This is a genomic window from Candidatus Saccharibacteria bacterium, from assembly GCA_016699955.1.
GTDB lineage: Bacteria > Patescibacteriota > Saccharimonadia > Saccharimonadales > UBA4665 > JAGXIT01.
On sequence record CP064993.1, the window covers coordinates 930,196 to 944,880 of the forward strand.

At 48.3% G+C, this 14,685-nt stretch carries 18 protein-coding genes; 4 read left to right on the forward strand and 14 right to left on the reverse strand.

The features are described from left to right. Positions 1-2: 2 nt before the first annotated feature. The 3 genes from IPL85_04765 to tmk form a co-directional block, all read right to left on the reverse strand. Positions 3-371, reverse strand: coding sequence for a RidA family protein (locus IPL85_04765; GenBank protein QQS19559.1), 369 nt, complete (start codon positions 369-371; stop codon positions 3-5). Positions 372-704: 333 nt separating this feature from the next. Continuing rightward, positions 705-872, reverse strand: a complete 168-nt coding sequence (locus IPL85_04770; GenBank protein ID QQS19560.1) for a hypothetical protein — start codon at positions 870-872, stop codon at positions 705-707. 896 nt (positions 873-1,768) lie between these two features. Further along, on the reverse strand, positions 1,769-3,382 hold the full coding sequence (gene tmk / locus IPL85_04775; protein QQS19561.1) for a dTMP kinase: 1,614 nt from the start codon (positions 3,380-3,382) through the stop codon (positions 1,769-1,771). Positions 3,383-3,537: 155 nt separating this feature from the next. On the opposite strand from tmk, the gene IPL85_04780 reads away from it, so the two are divergent. Genes IPL85_04780 through IPL85_04790 form a run of 3 tightly spaced genes read left to right on the forward strand, consistent with a single transcriptional unit; the run spans position 3,538 to position 5,490 of the window. Next, positions 3,538-4,026 carry a dihydrofolate reductase gene (locus IPL85_04780; GenBank protein QQS19562.1) on the forward strand — a complete coding sequence of 163 codons (489 nt, stop codon included), beginning with the start codon at positions 3,538-3,540 and terminating at the stop codon, positions 4,024-4,026. Between the two features lie 42 nt (positions 4,027-4,068). Then, positions 4,069-5,052 carry a thymidylate synthase gene (gene thyA / locus IPL85_04785; GenBank protein QQS19563.1) on the forward strand — a complete coding sequence of 328 codons (984 nt, stop codon included), beginning with the start codon at positions 4,069-4,071 and terminating at the stop codon, positions 5,050-5,052. After that, the gene (locus IPL85_04790; GenBank protein QQS19564.1) at positions 5,053-5,490 is read left to right on the forward strand and encodes an HIT domain-containing protein; all 438 of its coding nucleotides are present in this window, start codon (positions 5,053-5,055) and stop codon (positions 5,488-5,490) included. On the opposite strand, the gene IPL85_04795 is transcribed toward IPL85_04790, so the two are convergent. From IPL85_04795 to secE, 8 genes are all read right to left on the reverse strand, one after another. Next, positions 5,483-6,355, reverse strand: a complete 873-nt coding sequence (locus tag IPL85_04795; GenBank protein ID QQS19565.1) for a deoxycytidylate deaminase — start codon at positions 6,353-6,355, stop codon at positions 5,483-5,485. The two genes, IPL85_04790 and IPL85_04795, sit on opposite strands and share 8 nt — an antisense overlap. A gap of 1 nt (position 6,356) precedes the next feature. Then, entirely contained in the window at positions 6,357-7,016 is a 660-nt protein-coding gene (locus IPL85_04800; GenBank protein ID QQS19566.1) for an adenylyltransferase/cytidyltransferase family protein, read from the reverse strand. A 164-nt stretch (positions 7,017-7,180) separates the two neighbouring features. Then, complete coding sequence (rplA, locus tag IPL85_04805; protein ID QQS20444.1) at positions 7,181-8,086, reverse strand: 50S ribosomal protein L1; 906 nt, start codon at positions 8,084-8,086, stop codon at positions 7,181-7,183. Between the two features lie 111 nt (positions 8,087-8,197). Continuing rightward, positions 8,198-8,446 carry a hypothetical protein gene (locus tag IPL85_04810; GenBank protein ID QQS19567.1) on the reverse strand — a complete coding sequence of 83 codons (249 nt, stop codon included), beginning with the start codon at positions 8,444-8,446 and terminating at the stop codon, positions 8,198-8,200. Then, positions 8,446-8,874 (reverse strand): 50S ribosomal protein L11, encoded by a 429-nt coding sequence (rplK, locus tag IPL85_04815; GenBank protein ID QQS19568.1) that lies wholly within the window; start codon positions 8,872-8,874, stop codon positions 8,446-8,448. The genes IPL85_04810 and rplK overlap by 1 nt, the downstream gene beginning before the upstream one ends. Before the next feature lie 150 nt (positions 8,875-9,024). Then, positions 9,025-9,243 carry a hypothetical protein gene (locus IPL85_04820; protein ID QQS19569.1) on the reverse strand — a complete coding sequence of 73 codons (219 nt, stop codon included), beginning with the start codon at positions 9,241-9,243 and terminating at the stop codon, positions 9,025-9,027. 1 nt (position 9,244) lies between these two features. Then, positions 9,245-9,790, reverse strand: a complete 546-nt coding sequence (nusG, locus tag IPL85_04825; GenBank protein QQS19570.1) for a transcription termination/antitermination factor NusG — start codon at positions 9,788-9,790, stop codon at positions 9,245-9,247. Positions 9,791-9,798: 8 nt separating this feature from the next. Next, the gene (gene secE / locus IPL85_04830) at positions 9,799-9,981 is read right to left on the reverse strand and encodes a preprotein translocase subunit SecE (GenBank protein ID QQS20445.1); all 183 of its coding nucleotides are present in this window, start codon (positions 9,979-9,981) and stop codon (positions 9,799-9,801) included. 301 nt (positions 9,982-10,282) lie between these two features. On the opposite strand from secE, the gene IPL85_04835 reads away from it, so the two are divergent. Then, positions 10,283-11,794 (forward strand): glycosyltransferase family 2 protein, encoded by a 1,512-nt coding sequence (locus IPL85_04835; protein ID QQS19571.1) that lies wholly within the window; start codon positions 10,283-10,285, stop codon positions 11,792-11,794. A 296-nt stretch (positions 11,795-12,090) separates the two neighbouring features. Here IPL85_04835 and IPL85_04840 read toward each other — a convergent pair whose 3' ends face one another. From IPL85_04840 to IPL85_04850, 3 genes are all read right to left on the reverse strand, one after another. Further along, a complete protein-coding gene (locus IPL85_04840) occupies positions 12,091-13,197 on the reverse strand; it encodes a PAS domain S-box protein (protein ID QQS19572.1) in 1,107 nt (368 codons plus the stop codon). Positions 13,198-13,270: 73 nt separating this feature from the next. After that, positions 13,271-14,002 carry a M48 family metallopeptidase gene (locus tag IPL85_04845; GenBank protein QQS19573.1) on the reverse strand — a complete coding sequence of 244 codons (732 nt, stop codon included), beginning with the start codon at positions 14,000-14,002 and terminating at the stop codon, positions 13,271-13,273. Next, complete coding sequence (locus IPL85_04850) at positions 14,002-14,664, reverse strand: ATP-binding protein (protein ID QQS19574.1); 663 nt, start codon at positions 14,662-14,664, stop codon at positions 14,002-14,004. Before IPL85_04850 ends, IPL85_04845 begins: the two co-directional genes overlap by 1 nt. Positions 14,665-14,685 lie beyond the last annotated feature (21 nt).

The window sequence follows — 14,685 nt, forward strand, 5'->3', positions numbered from 1 at the left end:
GCTCACTTTGACTCCCGAAGGAGCGCAACGGCTTCAATTTCTACAAGTAGCGGATGGTCGGCTACGCGTGGTAACTGCGCAACGGCAACACAAGTGCGCGCGGGTGCGGTTCCTGCAGCCTCAAACACAGCGGCGTATACCTCATTCATAGCGGCGTAGTGCCCCATGTCTATCAAGAAAACGGTCGTTTTTACGACACAGTCAAGCCCACTTCCGGCCTCATCTAGCACGCTCGCAAGGTTTTCAAGCGCTTGTTTAACTTGGGGTGTGATGTCTGCTTCGGCCTTCCCCTTCACCGCCCCAACCTGGCCAGATGTGTACACAAAACCGTTGGCCACCCTAGCAGGACTATACGGCCCATAAGTTTTCATAAGTTAATTTCTCCTGTATTTACTTTGGTTGCATGTGGTGGCTCAACAACATATCCAGTGAAGCATAGGCCAGCGTCTCTACCTATCTGTCTTCTTCTTTCTACTTCAGCAAATTGTTCCGCACGTCCACGACGACTGGCGCCACGACGGTACATAGAATCAAGGGCATTTGTAACAGAAAAAGCATATTCTTCAGTTTTTCTAGTTTGATTGGGTTTATTTTTCCATCATCCAGGAAGGCTTCCCATGCTCTTTGCCGTGTTGCTGTTGCGGATTGTGCTATGCTTATTTGTTCTCTCGTACCATATTTTCCTGCGTAGTTTCTTTTAGCCACTATACTACTACCTCGACGCAAGCTTTCATAACATCAGTAGTGATTCTTTGTCCGGTGTCTCCTTGTAAACGAATAGAATCTTGAACATCAGGACGGCCTGGATAACAGGCAGCATGTCTTTCAGGGTCTTCTAAAAAGGGAAAGCTATTCCATGTATTATTATTCATATTAATTATCCTATCTATATTCTTAAATTATTAAAAAAGGCTTCGGTTGAAGCCATTTTGGGTTTCGGACTGTGCTGACGAGTTATGTTCTCGAGGCTTCAACCATGCTGAAGCACAGCCCGTTAAGGCCGAGAATAATTATTAGCTGTTGCTTCAAAGTTGATGACATGTTGGTTATACTAACTTTCGTTTGCTGCTTTGTCAACCTTTTTTTCGGCTCAGTCCAGGCATACATGTAAATACTAGTGGTGGGTCGTACGAGCTAAGCCAACCTAATTCTTGCATATACTGTGGGTTTGATACTAACGGGACTTGTAGTTCCGTTTCGTTAGCAGTTATCCATGGGAGTGATGTATTCGTTACCATAGGTTGTGCGTACGCCTGTATCCCCATTGCACCTAATCCTTGTTGAAGCATAAACATCCTTTCGACATCGCTTGCATCTGGAGTTAAGATATTTATTACATGCGAACGTCGGCCCCGGGGGGGGGGGGGGGGGGGGGGGTGGGGGGGTGGGGGGTGGGGGGGGGGGTGGGGGGGGGGGGGGGGGGGGGCGGGGGGAGGCAAAACGAACTGATGAACCGATGATCCTCGAACCCATTAACCTTTCAGCGCTAATACCCATAAATGCCCTGTATAGGGCAGGATGCCGAAATTCGACGCTGTTATTTTCATCTGGCGCTGGCGCTTTAACGTGGGGGATTTTCAGCTCTAAAAGTATTGCGGCCAGTATCTCCAGCGCCTGTATGTCACTCGGAATAATTTCCTTTCGAGCCATGTGTACGGCTCTGCGCTGCCAAGCAATGATATTTCCGATTTTTTTAACGTCGTATTTTAGTCGTTCAAGCTGTATGCTTTCGACGATATCGCTAAAGTTACGTTTTCCAACAGCCAAGCTAGGTTTCCCTAGTGATTAACTGATGTAAGAAAGTTGTCCGTGTTTCAATTGCGCTAAGTATTTGTTGCTGTTGAGACGCTGTGGATGATTTGATTAGGTCACTTAGGCCAATAAATGAAACGACGGTATGCCAGCGTTGTTTGTGGCCGAGTAGGGTGGCGTACTGAGACTCGGCGGTGAAGCCACGTGCCTGGAGGATGCTTACTAGGGTGAGGCTTTGATCAAATATGGCATCGTAATCATCGGTTAGGTCGGCCGCCTCTATCTCTGGGGGCATGTCGTAGCCATAGCGAGGCGTGAGGGCTTGAAGTTGAACGTGCTGCTGCAACTCTTGTGAAAGGTCAGTCAAGGCAGAAAGGTCTGTCAACAAATCAAATTCAAAACGCGTTGATTCAAGCACTTTGCTGCTTGGGTACTTCTGCAAGTAGTCCAGAAAAAGGCGTGCTTTTACTTCGTATGGCCATTTCTCCACTGTTTCCTTCACTTCATTCATCGGCATGTCGAATGCCTCGTAAAGCATGGCAGGTAGCAAGTCGAGTTCGTTACGCGGTATTACAGAAGCTAGCCGGACGGGTGTTGTGTCGCTGCTGTATGCGTTTGGAAGGGTTGATAAGACGTCGCCTGGGAGCTGCAGTTGTTGTTTGTTTGCCAGTAACGATAGTAGCGGCTCTGGTGCGCAGGCTACTGGTAGCAAAGATTTGAGTAGTTCGAGGGAACGCGCGTAGGCGCTAGATTCGCTGTCGGTTGTTGTACCTTGTTTTTGCATGTACCCTGTGAGGGCTTTTGCCAGCTTCCGTCGAGCTGTCAGGATACGTTCTATATCATCACAGTAGTCACACTGTATGTCGTCGGGTAGAGATGGCGGTACGAAGTAGGTTGTTTGTTGCTCACCGTGCTGCATGTCTCGCTTTGTTTTGAGTACCTGAGCAGCCGGGCTTTTAGCAAGCAGATCCGCCACTGCAACTGGTTCCCGCACTACTGCTTCGCTCAAACCAAGCAGCTGAGCAACATAGCGCCAGACATCTTGAAACGTTTCGTCGGCTCGGCCGGTTGCATAGATGACAGGCATGTTTCGCTGCTTCGCTTCCCATAAATACCCAGCGCGGATGCGTTCCAGCATTTCGGCGCTCAGATTGTCAAACCGTTCGTTCTCGCCCCTCTTCTGAACTCTTTTTTGCAAAACGTCGACGGGCGCGTCAAGCACTAAGGTCATATCTGGCCACATATCACCAACCGCGAACGCAATAATGTCGTTCAAGCGGTTATATTCAGGTATGTCACCTCGGCCGTAAAATTGCACGGCCAACGTTGTTAAGTAGCTTCGGTCGACAATGACAATGTTACCGGCTTTTCGCGCTTCGCGAACTGCTTCAAGTGACTGGCTGCGGGCAGCGTTGTACAACAACACCTCCGTACGACTGTTCATGGGGTATTTTGGGTCTTGTGTTAAGCGGCGAATTTCAGTTGTGGTCGGATCTGCCTGGGCATCGGGTTCCTGCATCTTGCGCACGCTAAGTCCTAAACGCTGTAGCTCATGCACAAGCATATCGGCAATTGTAGTTTTGCCAACACCCATAGCACCTTCTAAAACAATATATTTGCCATCATTCATAGCTCTGTAACATAATATAACTAACACCCCTCATTTGTACACTGTCCAATCGAACACTCACACTGGCTCCCATAACAAAAGTATTGCAACCGCGACACAAATGTTATGGGGTTTTGTTGTATGCTGACGAATCGGAAATGCTATAGTGGTGTAATATGATTGCAATTGTTGTGGCGGTGGCCGAGAACGGAGTAATTGGGTCGAGGAATGACCTGCCGTGGTACTTGCCTGCCGACCTGAAGCACTTCAAGAAAGTTACCAGTGGGCATACAGTGGTAATGGGCCGAACTACATTTGAGTCAATTGTAGCGCGCCTTGGAAAGCCTTTGCCGAACCGTAAAAACGTAGTTCTGTCGCGGGATAAATCTTTTGAGCACAAGGGAGCTTCGGTTATACACGACATTCAAGAGATTGCTACGCTTGCAGAAGACGTCTACGTTATTGGGGGTGCCCAGGTTTACGCGGCCATGCTTAGTAGTGCCGATATGCTCTACGTGACGCAGGTGCATGCCAACATTTCTGGGGATGCGCATTTCCCTGGCATAAACCCAGCACAATGGCAGGAAGTTTCGCGTGAGTCGCATGTGGCAGACGAAAGAAATCAGTATGACTACGATTTTGTGGTGTACAAGCGTTGCCGTTAGGAAATTTCCAGTGGTATACTACATGTAGCGAGGGGAGATTTGATGGCAGCAATAAGTACACACAATGCGCCGGTAGCATACCGGCAAGAGCGTAGTCCAGACGAGCAATATAAACGGTTATTAGAGCGTATTCGCGGCACTGGAGCACCAGCGAAGTCGGGTATGGACGAAGGCTCTACTGAGGTGCTCGGCGCTATTCTAGAATATGATCTCGAAAACGGCTTTCCGCTCATTACCGAACGTGACCTAACTCAGGTATCGACACCAGAAGCAATTGCTGCATACGTGCCTGACGTCAGTCACCGGCCACTCGCGGGCATGGTGAAACAGTCTGTCGGAGAAATACTCGGCTTTATTAACGGTGCTAGGACGCAGGAAGAGCTTGAAACATATGGCTGCAAGTTCTGGAAGCCGTGGACGTCTGACGAAGACAAGGCTAAAAAACGAGGGCTTGAACTAGGTGATTTAGGCCCGGGTTCATATGGTGCGGCTTTTCATGACTTCCCGACTCTTGAAGAAGGCGGCTTTAACCAGTACAAAGTTATGTTAGAGCAGATAAAAGCCCGACCAGAGCTACGAACGCACATAATTACGCCATTTATACCACAGTACATTTCTAGGGCACCAGGACGACAGCAAAAAGTGCTCGTTGTGCCGTGTCACGGTCTGCAGCATTACAATATTGATATTGAACGAGGTGAAATGTCGCTTGTCCATTTCCAGCGCAGCGGTGACGTGCCAATTGGGGTGCCGTTTAACATGGTGCATTACGCCCTGCTGCTTATTATGGTGGCACAAGTGACGGGTTATAAACCCCGCAAACTTGTGCATATTATTTCTAACGCGCATATGTACAACCAACACACAGAAATGGTAGAAGAGCTATTAAGGCGTCCGGCCTATCCATTTCCGCTACTCAAAGTCGACCCAAGTATCAAGCGCCTTGAAGATTTTCGCACTGAACATTTTTCGATTCACGAGTATAAAGCTCACCCACCTCTTCGCATGGGGGGGACGGCGGTCTAGATGGCAGGCTACGTCAATCTCGATAATGCGCGGCATGATGATCAGCGTCAGGTTATGCAAAATATCAAAGAAGCCGAGGTATGCCCGTTCGACGAAGAACACCTGGCAAAATACCATAAACTGCCTGTGCTCAGACAAGGAAAGTATTGGTCAATTACTGCAAACCAGTGGCCATACGAGTACACCCAGATTCACTTGTTAGCCATTGCCAGAAAGCATGTAGAGTCAATAGAGCAACTACCAGATGGTGCTGGCGAAGAGCTGTTTGGACATGTTAGCTGGGCAATCAAAAAATATCATGTCGACTTTGGCGGGCTTGCCATGCGTTTTGGCGACGTGAAGCACAATGGTGCATCAGTTAACCACCTTCACGCACATTTGATTGTACCGAATAAAGACAAGCCGGCTGACGCAAAAGTGCGTTTCAAGATCAGCTAGTCGGATACTTTTTAAGCTTTTGTCGAGAAGTAGCAGGTGTTTTAGCAGTAATTTTTATGATTTCAACGGCGTTATTCTTTAATATCGATTGGCCGTCAATGCTGGCATATCCTTCGACATAGTAACACTGCGTGATGCCGCTGGCAGCGATAAGCTTAGCACATGTCGGGCACGGAAAGGTTGAAACATAAATTGATGTACCTGATAACTTTTTGCCCTCTGCCGCTGCTTTGCCAATCAATCGAGATTCGGCATGAATATCGATACTTGTATCGATTGCAGACCCACGGTTAGCAAGAATCCTAGGGTCGCCGTCGATAGCAGATGAAAAAGCGGTCGGCACTGAGCCGTTATGTGCTGTTGCGACAAGCTCACCATCAGCTACAATCGCAGCCCCGACTGTACGCCACCAGTTTGTGCTCTTGCTAGCCTCAGCGTAGAGCGCCGCAATGATAGAATCATTTCCAGCCACACTAAGGACTTTATCAGGGTGGACGACTTGATTTGTGTCGATTGCTTGACGATCCCACCGTAAAAATACAGGCTCAAAAGTTACTTCAGAAGCTCCAAACTCTTTTGCAAGCGCATGGGAAATATCGTCGTCGGGCATAACAACTCCACCTGAGCGTAAGACTTCTTTTAGGGTAGGTTCGTCAATAACCTCTGCCACTCGGCCAATGCCACGAAGTATTGTGGCCACCTTTTCTGGATGGAGCGCTCGGATATCTTTCCGCAAATAGTCAAACCGCTTGCTGAGAACGTCTTTACCAAGGACACCTATGGAAGCACCTGGGTATTTAGCAAAAAAGTTGACGTAGCCTTCGTGGATTACTGGTACATAGCAGATGATATGCTGCGATGCCATGCTATTTCTTTGACCCGGTTGCGCCGCTCAAAATCTTTTGTATTATCTGACGAGACTTTTCTGGAAGGCCGCCAAGTGACAATACTTCGGTAAGTGGCTCAACGATATTTGCACTCCAGCTGATTTGCATGCGGCGGATTTGCGCGGAAGTTGATGTCGTGGCTTGCGGGGCAAGCACAACGACCTTTCCACAGAGATCCTCGAGTTTTTTAAGCTCTTTGTCAGTGTAGGTTTCTGCAGTCGCCACAAGCACATCGGGCTGTACTAGCTTAATGAGGGTCCATTTGGGGTCATCCGGTTGCTTTGACGTTATTAGATCAACTGAGCGTAAATAAGCGAGCATCTGAACTCGTTCTTGCTCCGGTACGATTGGTCTGGTTGGACCCTTACGAAGTTTTACTTTGGCATCGGAATCGACGCCGACAATCAGCACATCACCGTATGATTTTGCCCGTTCCATGTACCGGGCATGCCCAACATGAATCAAGTCAAATGTACCACTAGTGAGCACAATTTTCATCCCAAGTGTTTTGAGTGCTTCAACATACAGTCGCAGTTTTTCGTGATCCTGAATAAAGCGAGCTTCCGGGTTTGAACCGTAACCCATTACGCCACGTTCGCTTGAGAAAGCCTTATCAGCAGTAGTTTTTACATTTCCCATTTGCTTCTATAGTAATACAAACAGCCCGTTGCACATAGTCCTGTTGGCCACATCGTCTTACTTTTTTCTAGCAATCACGCATAACTCAATCAGCCAGTCTGCTAGCAGAGCTGTAAATTCTGATTTGCTCCTTGACAACCGTGGAGATTATGCGACAGTCGAGTTTATTCGTTGGGGTTGACGGTGATGCTCGGACCCATGGTTGTGGTGACGTGCACAGCTTTTATGAAGGTGCCTTTGACGCTTTGCGGCTTAGCATTTTTGATACTTGCCATGACGGCAGCTGCATTTTCGTTTAGTTTTACTCCGCCAAAGCTTACTTTGCCTATGGCCAAGTGAATAATACCTGTGCTGTCAACGCGGTACTCCACACGACCTGCCTTTGCTTCTGCGACGGCTTTATTTACATCTGTTGTAACCGTACCGCTTTTTGGGTTTGGCATAAGACCACGTGGGCCAAGCAAGCGGGCGTATTTGCCAAGCTTGGGCATGTTTGCCGGTGTTGAAATAAGCGTATCAAATGTAATCTCACCTTTTTCAAGCTGCTTGGTGATTTCCTCGACACCTGCCAAGTCTGCTCCTTCAACTGTATCATCAGCAAAAACCGCGACGCGAATGGTTTTGCCAGTGCCCTGTGGCAAGACAAGGTTGGCGCGAATGTTTTGGTCGGCCTGGCGTGGGTCTACACCGAGGTTAATGTGCAGCTCGACGCTGGCGTCAAACTTTACGCTACTTGTTTTGGTGGCCAGCTCAAGTGCTTCAGCAAGGCCATAAACCTTACCATTTTCTATGAGTTCGGCTGCTTTGCGGTAGCCTTTGCTGCGTCGTTCTAGACGGCTACGAGTCGGTTTTACTGGTGCCTTTGGCTTTGCCTCGGCTTCTGCTTCTTCTTCGGTGCGATGTTTCTGATGTTCAATTTTTTCTTGCTTGGCTTCGGCTTCTTCAAGCCCTTTGGTGCTGCGCTTGCCAGCTTTGGCTACTTTGGCCACTTTCACCGCGGATGCGTCTTTTTCCTCTGGTACTTCAACTTCATTTACCTCAGCAGCCGCTGCTTGTGCCTCTAGTGCCATGGCAGCTACTGCTGCGTCGTCATTTTTCTTTGCCATATATTATTTCTCCTTTTGTGGTTCAAACCCTACTAAATTCGGTCCCACTTACTGTTGGTACATTGATAAGTATAGTTATTTTTTCTTTCGGTTATTAGGTAAGATAGTCGGTGGTGTGGCAGAAGGCATTCCGGCTTGTTCATCTAGACCTCCGCCCCGTGCGTTAGGTAAGGGTTTAACAGTTATCTTGACTGGGAAGCCCGTATGTTCAGCGCTAACACCGGCAATAGCTGAGGCTGCGGCAGTCTGATGACGGTCAAGGTGAGGCGCATGAGTAAACGCAAAGCCTAGAGCACGCGCTGGATTTGTTTCGTTGCCACCCATTATGCTGCTACTTCCACGCCCATACTGCGGGCGGTGCCGGCGACCATTTTCATGACGGCTTCGACATCGTTGGTGTTCATATCATGAGCTTTTTCTTCGGCAATTTTACGGAGGTCTGCTTGACTAAGTTTCTTGGCGATTTTCTCGCTGTTTGGTCGGCCACTGCCTTTTTGTATGCCAAGCGCGGCACGTATGCGGTCGTCGGTTGGTTCAGCAACGACACGGAAGCTCATGGTCCGGTCCTCATATATGGTAATGTGTGCGGTAACGGTTTTACCCATCATGTCTTTGGTGGCGTCGTTGAATGGACCAATAAAATCCATCATGTTGACACCGTATTGGCCGAGGGTACTACCCACGGGCGGCGCTGCAGATGCCTGCCCGCCTTTAATTTTCATTTTTAAGTTAGCTTTGACGACTTTTGCCATCAGTTTTCTCCTTTCGAACGGGATATTATGAGACGTTTGAAGCTAGTCTCGCCGTTCTCCTACCTTTAAGTAGTGCGTAACAGATAAGATCGTATCATATTTTTCCTTGAAGCACAAGGTTTGAGGCACGAGGAATTCTAATTGTGGCTATCAAATACGAGGGCCATCCTTCGTAAAGACATTCGAGCCGCCTACTGCCGAACTGGACAAATATGCTAAAGGGTTTAGACCGTGACCAATTTCGGGGCGTCGTATTGTGGTGCCGTCGACTATCTCAACATAGGGAACAAGTAGGTCGGGTATACGCTTGCCACGAAAAACTAGAAAATACGGCTGCCCAGCTACAAGAAACTCCCCTGAGTTATCCATACTAGACACGCTTTACTTGGAGGCTGTCGAGCTCTACTGGTGTTTCACGGCCAAACATATTGACGAGTACTTTGAGCTTGCCTTTTTGTGCGTCTAGCTCGCTGACTGAGCCATCGAAACCTTTGAAAGGCCCGTCAATAATGCTGACAACTTCGCCGATGGCGTAATCAATCTTATGTTTTGGCTGTTCGAGACCCATGCGTTTCTGGATTTTCTCTATTTCGTCTTGGTCAACAGGCGTTGGTTCGGTGCCGCTCCCGACAAACCCGGTAACAGAAGGAGTGTTGCGCACAATGTACCAAGCATCTTCGCTTAGTTTCATTTGCACAAGCACATAGCCTTGAAATATACGCTTCTCGACAATTTTGCGTTTGCCGTTTTTGATTTCAATTTGCTTTTCTTTGGGCACGAGCGCTTGGAAAATCTTATCTTTCATGTCAAGTGACTCTGCTCGCTGGCGGATGCTTTCGGCTACTTTTTCTTCGTACCCGCTGTACGTGTGGATGGCGTACCATTGTTTGCTTGTGTCGTAACGCTTGTTGCTCATAAAACTCCTTAATTCACAAATAGCTGTTTGAATACTTTATCAAGACCATAATCTACCACCGCGATTATCAGACCAAACATAATTGAAAAAATAACAACGGCGGAGGTAAGACGCACACTTTCCCGGAACGTTGGCCAGGTGACACCGCGCAACTCTTTCCAGCTGGCGCGTATATAAGTGAGCCCAAGTATACGCCAGAGTAGCTTGAAAGGCGGCAACTGTGCAACATAGCGCAAAACATGTCCGATATGTTTTAGCGGGAAATGGTGTGATAGCCATACCAGTGCGCGCCAGACAAGCCTAGCGGGCAAGAAAAAACCGCTCCAAAAAACTTGCGTAAGAGTTTGTTCCTGCGTTTGTTTACGTACCTTTTTTGCCACCGTTGTTCTCTCTTTCGAATGATTAGCCATTTAAAAAGCCTACAGTGTTGTAGGCGTCTAATGTCAAGATTACGGTATGGGACAGATAAAGTCAAGATGCTATAGTATGATTATGTATGTTTGGCTCGGCCTGTGGGCTGTCGTTGCCGCGCTAGAGGCGCTGCTTTATGCTTTTGGCTCAAAAATACTGCAACGGACCTTGTCTGGCAGATTGGCTGTATCTCTGGTGCTTGGTACGGCACTTGTTGTAGTAGATGTTGGGTTACTACTGAACGCCTGGAAGTACTGGTTGCTAGCCGTATTTATCACCCCTTACCGGCTCGTCAATCTGGCACGGTTTGTGAAGCACCGTTTGCACGTTGAACGTTTGCGGGCTGTGTCTTTACGTGCGCATGGCTGGCAGATTACCGCTCAGCTAGTACTTCTTGGCCTTTGTTTGGCACTGCATACTGTTCCGCTAACGACGTTGGTTGCATTGGTTGCCTCGGCGCAACTGCTTGGTGTGCTTACATTGCTAAGAGCAAGTATGCAAACGTGGGAACATGCTAAGCCAGTACCCCTGGCCAAGCACTACTCTAACAGCCAACTGCCGAGTGTCAGTGTGCTCATACCGGCGCGCGACGAAACAGAGGCTCTGCGTGTTTGTTTGGACAGTCTTGTTGCAAACGATTACCCAAGGCTAGAAATACTGGTGCTAGACGATTGCTCTGTTAGCAAAAAAACGCCTGAAATAATCCGCAGCTATGCTCAGTCCGGTGTACGTTTCATAAAGGGCGAGCTACCGCCGGAGGATTGGATTGCTAAAAACTACGGTTATGAACAACTCCGCCGCGATGCCTCCGGTGATGTGCTTCTGTACTGTGGTGTCGATACAGTGTTTGAACCGCGAGCAATTCGCGCAATTGTGGAAACAATGTTGTCTCGAGAAAAAGAAATGATGAGCGTTTTACCGACGCGCGCTGCTACTGAAGATAAAACAGTGTCGTTTTTGCAAACCATGCGGTACTATTGGGAACTGTGTTTGCCAAGAAGAATGTTTAAACGTCCGCCAGTGCTCAGCACCTGTTGGATTGTCCGTAAAGACTTGCTGCAGGAATTTGGCGGTCTGGGCGCTGTCTCGCAAAGTGTTTCTCCGGAGGCACATTTTGCAAAATTGGCTGTCGCTAAAGACATATATACGTTTGTACGAAGCCACGGTGATTTGCAAATTCACAGTACTAAGACCTTGGGCGAACAGTTTAATACGACTGTGCGCTTACGCTATCCGCAGCTTCACAGGCGCCTCGAATTGGTTGCGGCCACAACGCTTTTTGAGCTCTTCTTTTTCATTGGGCCATTTGTAGGGCTACCCGTTAGTTTTCTACTGCCTCACACCGGCGCGTATTTTGCGATATGGTTTGGAGCAGTGCTAGCCGTTGAGCTCATGTACTACCTAATTGCCGTGCAGACAAAGCTCAATAGCGCCTGGGTAGCCTTTGTAACCGCGCCTTTTGGCTTTGCGGCAGACGTTGTGATGCTGCACATTTCTATGCTGCGATACGAGTTTGGCACGGTAAATTGGAAAGGGCGCAATGTCTGCATACCTGTTATGCGCGTCGAACCCCGCCTTCCCAAGGTAAGTTGATAGTGCCTGTCTAGTCGTTAAATCGTAGCAGCTTGATGTTAGCATAAGTCGAGTCCACGTTGGGGGGCTTGGCTGACCCTGCGAAAGCCTATGATGGGCAGCTGCGATACCACTTAACTTAACCTTACGAATCATTCCGTGCTTGCAGGAGAAAATGCATTATGCGAGCTAAAAATGCGAAATGCGTGGAGTACCTCCACTTGGTTAACGCTCTCTGCCTGTTACTATATGTCTGGCTTGGCACAATGGCAAGCAGTTTTTTTGAGAAATAGCTGAGACGAAAGGTTAACTATAAGTTACTTGAGATTCGGGATGAAAATGGAGAAAGTTGAGCCATGGTTTAGCTCGGTTGTTAGATTTATATCGGCGTGAATGAGGCGAGCCAGTTTCATGGTGACGTAAAGCCCCAACCCTGTTCCTGTGGTGGCGCGCGTCCGATAATCTTCACTTCTAAAGAATTTGTCGAACACCCGCTCTTCGTCGCCCTTACTAATACCAATGCCGGTATCTGACACGGTAAACAGCACCCCGTCATCCTTTGGTTGAGCGCCAACAATGACACTTCCCTTCTCGGTGTATTTAATAGCATTGGTCACAAAATTCTGCAATATTTCGCGCACGTATAACTCGCTCGAAGACATAGTTTCAAGGTGGGGGCTGACGTCGGCGCGCAGTATGAGCCCTTTGGTTTTTGCCTCAGTCGCATAGCCGTCTACGAGATTGGTTACTAGTTGGTAGGCGTTGAAGGCAGAAATTTCTAGGGTGAGCTTGCCTCGTTCAGCACGGCTCAGTGTCGACAAGTCGTTAACCATTCCCGCAAGAAACATAATTTGCTCGTGAGCCTGTTTAAGCGCTTCTACTGTGACGTGATCGCCGCCGGCTTTGTCAATAATGAACTGGGCATTGCTAATATTGGCTTCAGCTATTGCAATCGGAGTACGAAGTTCATGGCTAACGACAGAAATAAACTCGTCACGTTCTTCTTCTAGCGATTTTTCATGGGTAATGTCACGCAGCAGTAAGACGTAGCCTCTATCACCGGCTGCACCATATCCAAGATGTACCGGTGCTACTGATAGATATAGGTTTATGCGGCTTCCGTCGTCATAATGTAGTAACAGGTCGCGGTTGCTCGTGGCTCGTTCGCAGCCCTGAACAAGTGATTCGGCGTCGACATGATGCCCGTTTTTGTCAAAGAGCTGCAAGAGCTGCTTAAGATTTTTGCCAGAGATTGATCGGTTAGTATCGAGAATATTTAGTGCGGCACCATTGTATAGCACTACCCGTATGTCGTCATCGACCGTGATGACGCCGTCTGCCATACTCCCGATTAGACTCTGGAGGCGTTCGTGTTCGATTGCCGCGTCTGCAATAAGACCGGCGGGCCGATTTTTCCCACTCATGGGTTTTAGTATGCCATATCCGCGTGAAAAGCAGTAGCAGTTTATCAGGACGACTTACCACAACTGAAGGAAGCTACTCTTCTAGGGGTTCGGTGGATGGCCGTGGAATAAGCGCGGGCTGAATATGACGAACACGTTTGGCAATCATGCGGGCATCGGGAATCAGACTCTCAACTGCCTGCCAAAAAGCAGCGCTGTGATTCATATGCTGGGTATGTGCTAGCTCATGACATATAACATAATCGATCTGCTGCCAGCTGAGTTGCATAAGGAAAAGGTTTAACGTTATGTTGCCATTGCTGTCGCAGCTGCCCCAGCGACGTTTCAAATGTTTAATTGTCACGGTGCCGCACGTCAGCGAGTTTTTTTCGGCCTTTGCTTGTAACCGAGGCACCAGTAACACACGAGCTTCCTTTTTTAGGGCGCGTATAGCGGCTTGCTCGGCGCGCGTTTGCACCGCTTCTGAGGTGAGGGTTTCACCTGGGTGGTAATATATTATCAGTTTTGTCGCTGTTACGCGTGACTTCGCTTCACTTCGTTCTGGAATTTGCTCAAAATGCAGGTTATGTAGTTTTCCAATTTTGTCGCCCTCTTTCAAGGTTGTGGGAGTTGTTTTTGCAAGCTCAAGGCGAATCCAATCAGTGTGCTGGCGTACAAAAGTTACAGCAGTAAAATAGGGCGTCCAGCGTGGTAACGTCACGCGTACACCGTGCGCAGTTACGCTTATACGTATTGATTTACTTTGAGCTGTTTTTGTAAATGAAACAAAGCCAATTTCGGGCACCTCAATAATTTTGGTGGCCATTAGCGGACGCTTATGTTGCGCCGAGACAGATCTACTCGACCGGCAGCAGGGTTTGGCACAATGTTGACAAGACCGGGTTTACTTAGCTGTGCTGGGGTGTTATCGAGAGCTATCAACCGTTTTTCGACAAGGTAGCGAATAACAGCGTTTTTTTGAGTGTTAAAGACATGTTTACCGCTAAGAACAAGGTAGTTTTCGGTAATTTCAGGGTTTTGCATGCCAGACATGAGCTCACGGAACGTTCCTGGCTCCATTTCTTGAGCGTAGTGGTCATCGTGTTTGCGGCGGTCGCGTTTGCTAGAGCGCTTAAAAGCCGAGTCTGGGTCAATTTGCAACCACAGCAAAATAGGATGAGCCGCGGCTTTGATAGCAAGATTTCTAAGGGCACGGCGCTGCGATAATCGCATAGCGTTTGTGTCGAAAACCACGCTGATCCCTGCCTGTAAGAATTCGCTGGTCATGTACGCCATCAGGCTGGCAACGATATGATTTTCTTCTTTGCTGTACGATGGATTTTCAAAAAGTTCATCCCGAATACGATCGCCTTGAACGTGGGCGGCCGCAAGTTGTTCGCAGAGTTGCCGCGAAAAAAATGTCTTGCCTGACCCGGGCATGCCATAAAGCATGATAAGCAGCGGTTTTGTCGGTTGTAATTTTACCATGGTTCTTTACAGTATATCAAA

Bases quoted from the DNA above. Each gene is read 5' to 3' on its own strand.
- rplK (QQS19568.1), bottom strand. From the start codon at position 8,874: ATGGCAAAAGTCGTCAAAGCTAACTTAAAAATGAAAATTAAAGGCGGG.
- rplA (QQS20444.1), bottom strand. From the start codon at position 8,086: ATGGCACTAGAGGCACAAGCAGCGGCTGCTGAGGTAAATGAAGTTGAA.
- IPL85_04835 (QQS19571.1), top strand. From the start codon at position 10,283: ATGTATGTTTGGCTCGGCCTGTGGGCTGTCGTTGCCGCGCTAGAGGCG.
- IPL85_04850 (QQS19574.1), bottom strand. From the start codon at position 14,664: ATGGTAAAATTACAACCGACAAAACCGCTGCTTATCATGCTTTATGGC.
- IPL85_04765 (QQS19559.1), bottom strand. From the start codon at position 371: ATGAAAACTTATGGGCCGTATAGTCCTGCTAGGGTGGCCAACGGTTTT.
- IPL85_04845 (QQS19573.1), bottom strand. From the start codon at position 14,002: ATGGCCACCAAAATTATTGAGGTGCCCGAAATTGGCTTTGTTTCATTT.
- IPL85_04790 (QQS19564.1), top strand. From the start codon at position 5,053: ATGGCAGGCTACGTCAATCTCGATAATGCGCGGCATGATGATCAGCGT.
- IPL85_04820 (QQS19569.1), bottom strand. From the start codon at position 9,243: ATGGATAACTCAGGGGAGTTTCTTGTAGCTGGGCAGCCGTATTTTCTA.
- IPL85_04810 (QQS19567.1), bottom strand. From the start codon at position 8,446: ATGGGTGGCAACGAAACAAATCCAGCGCGTGCTCTAGGCTTTGCGTTT.
- IPL85_04800 (QQS19566.1), bottom strand. From the start codon at position 7,016: ATGGGAAATGTAAAAACTACTGCTGATAAGGCTTTCTCAAGCGAACGT.
- IPL85_04780 (QQS19562.1), top strand. From the start codon at position 3,538: ATGATTGCAATTGTTGTGGCGGTGGCCGAGAACGGAGTAATTGGGTCG.
- IPL85_04795 (QQS19565.1), bottom strand. From the start codon at position 6,355: ATGGCATCGCAGCATATCATCTGCTATGTACCAGTAATCCACGAAGGC.
- thyA (QQS19563.1), top strand. From the start codon at position 4,069: ATGGCAGCAATAAGTACACACAATGCGCCGGTAGCATACCGGCAAGAG.
- IPL85_04770 (QQS19560.1), bottom strand. From the start codon at position 872: ATGAATAATAATACATGGAATAGCTTTCCCTTTTTAGAAGACCCTGAA.
- IPL85_04840 (QQS19572.1), bottom strand. From the start codon at position 13,197: ATGAGTGGGAAAAATCGGCCCGCCGGTCTTATTGCAGACGCGGCAATC.
- nusG (QQS19570.1), bottom strand. From the start codon at position 9,790: ATGAGCAACAAGCGTTACGACACAAGCAAACAATGGTACGCCATCCAC.
- tmk (QQS19561.1), bottom strand. From the start codon at position 3,382: ATGAATGATGGCAAATATATTGTTTTAGAAGGTGCTATGGGTGTTGGC.